General features: G+C 56.8%; 8 protein-coding genes and 2 pseudogenes. 7 read left to right on the forward strand and 3 right to left on the reverse strand.

Translation table 11 applies throughout. The features are described 5' to 3' along the window. The 3 genes and pseudogenes from WCA53_RS27880 to WCA53_RS27890 form a co-directional block, all read left to right on the forward strand. A pseudogene (locus tag WCA53_RS27880) lies at nt 1-281 on the forward strand (electron transport complex subunit RsxB); the annotation flags it as partial. Further along, a complete protein-coding gene (nth, locus tag WCA53_RS27885; RefSeq protein ID WP_423918495.1) occupies nt 278-922 on the forward strand; it encodes an endonuclease III in 645 nt (214 codons plus the stop codon). The pseudogene WCA53_RS27880 and the gene nth, both read left to right, overlap by 4 nt. A gap of 93 nt (nt 923-1,015) precedes the next feature. Continuing rightward, entirely contained in the window at nt 1,016-1,447 is a 432-nt protein-coding gene (locus WCA53_RS27890; protein WP_423918500.1) for a DUF1841 family protein, read from the forward strand. 94 nt (nt 1,448-1,541) lie between these two features. On the opposite strand, the gene WCA53_RS27895 is transcribed toward WCA53_RS27890, so the two are convergent. Continuing rightward, complete coding sequence (locus WCA53_RS27895; protein WP_423918504.1) at nt 1,542-1,913, reverse strand: c-type cytochrome; 372 nt, start codon at nt 1,911-1,913, stop codon at nt 1,542-1,544. Between the two features lie 67 nt (nt 1,914-1,980). After that, nucleotides 1,981-2,346 carry a c-type cytochrome gene (locus WCA53_RS27900; RefSeq protein WP_423918507.1) on the reverse strand — a complete coding sequence of 122 codons (366 nt, stop codon included), beginning with the start codon at nt 2,344-2,346 and terminating at the stop codon, nt 1,981-1,983. 436 nt (nt 2,347-2,782) lie between these two features. Here WCA53_RS27900 and WCA53_RS27905 point away from each other — a divergent pair, with 436 nt between their 5' ends. The 4 genes and pseudogenes from WCA53_RS27905 to WCA53_RS27920 form a co-directional block, all read left to right on the forward strand. Then, the gene (locus WCA53_RS27905) at nt 2,783-3,625 is read left to right on the forward strand and encodes an AAA family ATPase (RefSeq protein WP_423918510.1); all 843 of its coding nucleotides are present in this window, start codon (nt 2,783-2,785) and stop codon (nt 3,623-3,625) included. 31 nt (nt 3,626-3,656) lie between these two features. After that, complete coding sequence (locus WCA53_RS27910) at nt 3,657-4,268, forward strand: GNAT family N-acetyltransferase (protein WP_423918513.1); 612 nt, start codon at nt 3,657-3,659, stop codon at nt 4,266-4,268. Between the two features lie 18 nt (nt 4,269-4,286). Continuing rightward, nucleotides 4,287-5,462 (forward strand): vWA domain-containing protein, encoded by a 1,176-nt coding sequence (locus WCA53_RS27915; RefSeq protein ID WP_423918518.1) that lies wholly within the window; start codon nt 4,287-4,289, stop codon nt 5,460-5,462. A gap of 29 nt (nt 5,463-5,491) precedes the next feature. After that, nucleotides 5,492-5,705: pseudogene (locus WCA53_RS27920) on the forward strand (phosphoenolpyruvate carboxylase); the annotation flags it as partial. 132 nt (nt 5,706-5,837) lie between these two features. On the opposite strand, the gene WCA53_RS27925 reads toward WCA53_RS27920, so the two are convergent. After that, nucleotides 5,838-7,363 (reverse strand): hypothetical protein (locus tag WCA53_RS27925; RefSeq protein ID WP_423918521.1); only part of this gene is annotated, 1,526 nt, incomplete at its 5' end.

A 7,363-nucleotide genomic window follows, 5' to 3' on the forward strand; every position in this document is an offset into this window, starting at 1 on the left:
CTCCGGGTGCTACCGAAGGTGCATCCACCATCCCCGCGGCTGCGGCGACCGACGCCACCGATGAAGCACAGGCCCGAAAGCGCGCGATCATCCAGGCCGCGATGGACCGGGCTCGCGCGAAAAAGGAAGAACTGGCAAAACTGGGGGCGGGGCCGAAAAACATTGAAGCGGTGAGCCCTGAAGTCCAGGCCCAGATCGATGCGGCCGAGGCACGGCGGCGGCGCATTGGCGCGACGCACGAAGACGACAGCACCAACGATAACGATGAGCCCCGACGATGAACCCCGCCAAACGCCGCGCGATCTTCGAGACCCTGCAAAGCCTCAATCCCCATCCGACGACTGAACTGGAACATGACTCCCCGTTCGAGTTGCTGATCGCCGTCATGCTGTCTGCCCAGGCCACCGACGTTTCCGTGAACAAGGCCATGCGCCGCATGTACCCGGTCGCGAACACACCGGAAAAACTGCTGGCGCTCGGCGAGGAAGGCTTGACTGAGTACATCAAGACCATCGGCTTGTATCGGACAAAGGCGAAGAATGTGCTCGCGACGTGCCGGATTCTCGTCGAACAGCATGGAGGCGCGGTGCCGGACGATCGTGAAGCCCTGGAAGCGTTGCCCGGCGTCGGCCGCAAGACCGCTAACGTGATTTTGAATACCGCGTTCGGCCATCCGACAATTGCCGTCGATACCCACATTTTTCGCGTGGCAAATCGCACCGGACTCGCGCCGGGTAAAGATGTGCGCGCGGTGGAAACGGCGCTGGAGAAGTTCGTTCCCGATGAATTCAAGCACGACGCGCATCACTGGCTGCTTTTGCACGGCCGCTATGTGTGCCGGGCACGCGTGCCGGAATGCTGGCATTGCGCGATCGAACCACTGTGCGAGTACAAGCCTAAAACGCCGGCGCCGGTGGAGTGAAAGCTCGACCGAACCCAACGCCCGCCCGGGCGAACCCCTTCAATGCAGCCTAAAATGGCGGTCTTCAAACGAATCCGCCAGTGAAGCCCTGCCATGTTCAACCCGAGCCGCGACGAAGTCCGTCAATTTTTCACCGAAACCTGGCGCAAGCAGCGCGAAGGCGGCGTTCTCACGCCGCTCGAGAGCATTGCGGCGGACTGGATCGGTGAGCATCCGGAGTATCAACAGGAGCTCTCGGATCCCGATGTCGCGCACGCCGATTACTCGCCGGATGGCGGCAAGACCAATCCGTTCTTGCACCTGTCAATGCATCTCGCCATTACGGAACAGCTCTCCATCGACCAGCCGAAAGGCATTCGGCGCGCTCACGAGCGCCTGGCCGCGCGAATGGGCTCGACGCACGACGCGCAGCACGCAATCATGGAATGTCTCGGAGAGGTGATCTGGGACGCCCAGCGCAACAACACGCCACCCGACACCGATGCGTATCTAGCGCTGATCGAACAACGGGCGTCGAAAGACTAATCGCGCGCTCGAAAGCCCCGCAAACGCCCCGCCCCAAAAGTAAACACCCCGTACGAACACGGGGTGTTTCTGTGTCGAGACCCAACCCGACAAACTATTTCTTCTGCACCAGGTCGCCCGGCAACGATTCGATATACGCCGCCAGATCCTTCAAATCACTCTGCGACAGGTTTTGCACCTGCACCGACATGATTGCGTTGCTACGCCCGAAGTTCGGATTGCCGTTGCCCATCTGATACTGGCGCAACGCCCAATAAATGTAATCGGCGTGCTGGCCCGCAAGCTTCGGATAGTCCGAGCTCACCGGATTGTTCAAATTCGGGCCGTGACAAGCGGCGCAATTGTGAGTGCCGGCGAGCACCTTGCCGTTGCCTTCGTCGGCGGCCCGCGCCGGCTGCAGGGCGATGACGCCGATCAGCGCGGCTGCCGTGCACGCTGTCTTCAACACTGTGTCGAGTGCCTTCATGAATTCTCCTATCCCGCGAAATGTGATTGCCGAGTGACCACGCCCTCAGAGTCGAGAGCCGCGTGGATCACCTCTCGGGATTGTTCTTCGAAGCGGGGGTTTGCGCGGCGTAGTACGCAGCGATATCAGCGATATCCTGATCGGACAGCGAAGCCGCGGTGGCGTGCATGGTTTCGAAGTGGCGATTGTTTTTCTTGTACTCGTGCAACGCGTTGTCGAGGTAGCGCGCGCTCTGTCCCCCAAGCATCGGGACCCGGTACACCTCGGGGTAAGCCGTGCGATAACCGGGAATGCCATGGCACCCAATACACGTCGACACCTTGCCCTGGCCGGCTTTCGCGTTGCCCACGACATCGGCAAACGCCTGGGTCGCGAAGCCGGCAAGCCCCGACAGCGCTGCGATCACGGCACATTTGCCGACGAATTTATTCATAGCTTCTAACCTGGCATGAGGGGAAATCCGGCACCTTGGATACTCGGGCGTTCCGGGACTTTCTCGGGACTGGTCAAACGGACAGGCACCGCGCTTGTTTGCGATCATTTGCACTCGCTTAGGCATTCACTCAGGCATTCACTCAGGCATTCAGTAAAGCACTCACTGCAGCCAATTTACGCCGGTCCGGTTTCCAGCCACGTGGGCCAAAAAAATCGCGCTAATTGTACCGCGCGACCTACCCATCGTCCACAGACTGCAACACATCGAGCCACGCCGTGCAACGGCACGCGGGCCGGGGGCGCCGGCTGCGACAATCTGTCACCTGGACATCGTAAATATGGCACACCACGCGCTCCCGATAAGCCGGGTCGGGTGCGTAATAAGAAAACTCCTTCTGTCTTATACTCGAATCTTTCCGTCCGAGAAATGTGCCATGCGTTTTGAAGGTTCATCGCAGTACGTCGCAACCGACGACCTCAAGCTCGCCGTGAACGCCGCGATCACGCTTCAACGCCCGCTGCTCATCAAAGGCGAACCCGGCACCGGCAAGACCATGCTCGCCGAGGAAGTGGCCGCCGCACTCGGCATGCCGCTGCTCCAGTGGCACATTAAATCGACAACGAAGGCGCAACAGGGCTTGTACGAGTACGACGCGGTGTCGCGTCTGCGCGACTCGCAGCTTGGCGATGCGCGCGTGAACGACATCCGCAATTACATCGTGAAGGGCGTGTTGTGGCAGGCGTTCGACGCCGACGTCCCGGGCGTGCTGCTGATCGATGAAATCGACAAGGCGGACATCGAGTTCCCGAACGACCTGCTGCGCGAACTCGACCGGATGGAGTTCTACGTCTATGAGACGCATGAACTCGTGAAGGCCAAGCATCGGCCGCTGGTGATCATTACGTCGAACAACGAGAAGGAATTGCCCGACGCCTTCCTGCGCCGCTGCTTCTTCCACTACATCAAGTTCCCAGAGCCGACGACCATGAAGCAGATCGTCGAAGTCCATTTTCCTGGCATCAAGCAGGCACTGCTCGCCGCCGCCATGCAAAGCTTCTTCGAGCTGCGCAATGTCTCCGGTCTGAAGAAAAAGCCGTCGACGTCCGAATTGCTCGACTGGCTGAAACTGCTGCTGGCCGAAGATATCGGGCCGGAAGCGCTGCGCTCGACCGACCACAAGCAGATCATTCCGCCGCTGCACGGCGCGCTGCTCAAGAACGAGCAGGATTTGAGCCTGTTCGAGCGCCTGTTGTTCATGAACCGAAATAACCGTTGATTACCTTCACCACCCATCGAGGACAGTACGCATGAGCCGCTGGATCGAACCCGTCACGCTCGTCGGCGAGCACGTCAAGCTGGTCCCGCTCTCGTTCGAACACGAGCAAGGTTTGGCCAATGCCGCAGCCGACGGCGAGTTGTGGAAGCTCTGGTACACCAGCGTCCCGACGCCCGAGGCGACCGGCGACTGGATCGCCGCCGCGCTCGTCATGCGAGATACGCTCGGCGCGCATCCATTCGCTGTCATCGACACAAAGAGCGGCGACGTGGTCGGCAGCACGCGTTTCTTCAACCTGGAAGCCGCGCACCGGCGCCTGGAGATCGGTCATACGTGGTACGCCAAGCGGGTGCAGCGCTCGCCGCTCAATACCGAAGCCAAGTTGCTTTTGCTCTCGCATGCATTCGATACGCTGAAGACGATAGCGGTGGAGTTTCGTACGCATTTCATGAATCAGCAGTCACGCGCGGCGATTGCGCGGCTCGGCGCCCGGCAGGACGGCATTTTGCGCAATCACCAGATTGGGCGCGACGGGATTTATCGCGATACGGTCGTGTTTTCGATCGTCGAGACGGAGTGGCCAGCCGTTCGCGCGAATTTGCGCATGAAACTGGACACCCGGTCTGACGCGCTGTCTGATTAAGCCGGCAAGGAGTTCTTTATGCTGATCGACTTCTTCTACTCGTTGCGTAGCGCGAAGCTGCCGGTGTCCATAAAGGAATACCTGACGCTGCTCGAAGCACTCAAGGCGCAGGTTATCGCGCCTTCACTCGACGAGTTCTATTTTCTCGCGCGCATGACGCTCGTAAAAGACGAGAAGTATTTCGACAAGTTCGACCAGGCATTCGGCGCGTATTTCAACGGTATTGCAGCGCTTGAAGAAGACGCGTTCGACGTGCCTCTCGATTGGCTCAAGAAGCGTCTGGAGCGCGATTTCACGCCCGAAGAGAAACGCCAGATTGAAGCGCTGGGTGGCCTCGATAAACTCATGGAGCGTCTGAAAGAGCTTCTCGACGAACAAAACGAGCGGCATGAAGGCGGCAGCAAGTGGATCGGCTCGGGCGGGACTTCTCCGTTCGGCAACGGCGGATATAACCCGGAAGGGATTCGCATTGGCGGGGATTCAGCCGGAAATCGAACCGCCGTCAAAGTGTGGGATGAGCGGTCGTATCGGGACTACGACGATCAGGTCGAAATCGGCACGCGCAATATCAAGGTCGCACTCCGGCGCTTGAGGCGCTTTGCGCGCGAAGGCGCCGCCGATGAACTGGATCTTCCCGGCACGATCCGCAGTACCGCGGCCAATGCCGGCTGGCTCGATCTCAAGATGGTCCCCGAACGGCACAATAACGTGAAGGTCTTGATGCTGCTCGATGTGGGTGGGTCGATGGACGATCACATCAAGCGCGTTGAAGAGCTTTTTTCTGCTGCTAAAACCGAGTTCAAGCATCTCGAGTTTTACTATTTTCATAATTGCGTTTATGACTTTCTTTGGAAGAATAATCGCAGACGCCATGGTGAGCGCTTCAATACCTTCGACGTGATTCACAAGTTTTCACCCGATACCAAGTTGATCTTTGTCGGGGACGCTACTATGAGTCCTTATGAAGTAGTGCAGGCCGGCGGGTCCGTTGAATATAATAATGCGGAGCCCGGTGCCGTCTGGTTGCGGCGGTTCGCCGATCAATTCCCGCACCACGCGTGGTTGAATCCGGAGCCGGAGCGGCTTTGGGAATATCGGCAGTCGATTTCCATTATTCGCCAAGTGGTTGGCGGGAGGATGTTCGGGCTTACGCTTGGGGGGCTTGAGAGCGCTATGCGGGCGCTTTCGAAGTAGATTTGCTGGCGCTTTTGGGGGTACTACTGGCGCTGTCCGAGATCACCGGGAACAACGAGCGGATGGCGAACGGCCCGCTGCTCGCGCGATCGGTTAAAAACCGCTTCCCGTATCTCGATCCGCTGAATCACCTGCCAGTGGAGTTGCTGAAACGCCATCATGCGGGGGATGACAACCTGCGGCTTGGACGGGGGGATTCATTTGACGATCAACGGGATTGCGGTGAGGTTGCGCAATAGGGGGACTAGTGGGGACGGTTCCGGCGTCACGACTCAGAATATTCGATTTGATAGTCACCGGCACTGTCCCCTTGTTCGCGGGACGCCAACTGGCGTCTCATGGAAGAGATAGTCAGTTGGCTCGCGTTGGTTTAGGTCAAATCTGGAAACTCCAGCCGGCATTGGCAATAGGGAAGCCGTAGCCGCTGCCGGGGATATAGATATTATTGTTCTGGATCACAGCTCCGTCACCTGTGAATTTCGTCTCCGCCGTCTTTTGACCGGTTGCACTGTAATTGTTCGACCAGTACGAACCATCATTGTTATACGTATATTTCGTGAAACCGGTCAGATTGCCAGAAGTATTGAACCGGTCTGCCTCAATTTGCCGGCCAATTCCATCAAAAAAGTCACGCTCAAAGAGCCAGTTTTGTGAATACTGATAGTAGTCGTAGATTACATGGTTAGAACCAAAAAGGCCGATATATTCCTTCGCTCCGTCAAATGTATGCGAGATGTAGCTATTATCGACTGAAAAATCATACTGTTTCGTCGCCTTGCCATTCGTATACAAGATATCCTGTGTCTTGAAACCGCTAGCACTGAAGGTCGCATATTCGGTAATCAGGCCGTTGGTGCCGAAGAGTGCTGCGAACTGACTGCCGTCGCTGTTAAACGCGTGTGAGGCGTAGCTACCGTCCAAGTTGAAATCCACCTGTTTCGTGGCTTTTTTGTCTGCGCCATAAAATATGTCTTGCGTCTTGAAACCGCTGGCGTTGAACTTCGCATATTCCGTCACCTGCCCATTGCCCTGAACGAATGTTGCCGTCTGCGTACCATCCACACTGAAATCGTACTTGGTGAAGCTCTTGTCGAGGTTAAAATTGTATTGCTGCGTCGCTTTGCCATTTGTATAGAAGATATCCTGCGTCTTATAACCGCTGGCGTTGAATTTCGCATACTCGGTCATTTGACCGTTTGCACCGTACAGGGATGCCGTTTGCGATCCATCGATGCTGAAATCGTATTTCGTATAGCTCTTGTCAAGGTTGAAGCTGTATTGCTGCGTCTCCTTGCCATTCACATAGAAGCTATCGAGTGTCTTGAAACCGCTGGCGTTGAACTTCACGTATTCGGTCATTTGACCGTTGGCGCCGTATAGGGATGCGGTTTGCGATCCGTCGATGCCGAAATCGTATTTCGTATAGCTCTTGTCAAGGTTGAAGTTGTACTGCTGCGTCTCCTTGCCATTCACATAGAAGCTATCCAGCATCTTGAAACCGCTGGCGTTGAATTTCACGTATTCGGTCAATTGACCGTTCGCACCATACAGAGACGCCGTCTGCGATCCGTCGATGCTGAAGTCATACTTCGTATAGCTCTTGTCAACGTTGAAGTTGTACTGCTGCGTCTCCTTGCCATTCACATAGAAGCTATCCAGCGTCTTGAAGCCGCTGGCGTTGAACTTCACGTATTCGGTCATTTGACCGTTCACACCGTAAAGGGACGCCGTCTGCGATCCGTCGATGCTGAAGTCGTACTTCGTATAGCTCTTGTCAAGATTGAAGTTGTACTGCTGCGTCTCCCTGCCATTCACATAGAAGCTATCCAGCGTCTTGAAACCGCTCACGTTGAACTTCACGTATTCGGTCATTTGGCCGTTGGCGCCGTACAGGGACGCCG

Source organism: Caballeronia sp. (genome assembly GCF_049581465.1).
Taxonomy (GTDB): Bacteria; Pseudomonadota; Gammaproteobacteria; order Burkholderiales; family Burkholderiaceae; genus Caballeronia.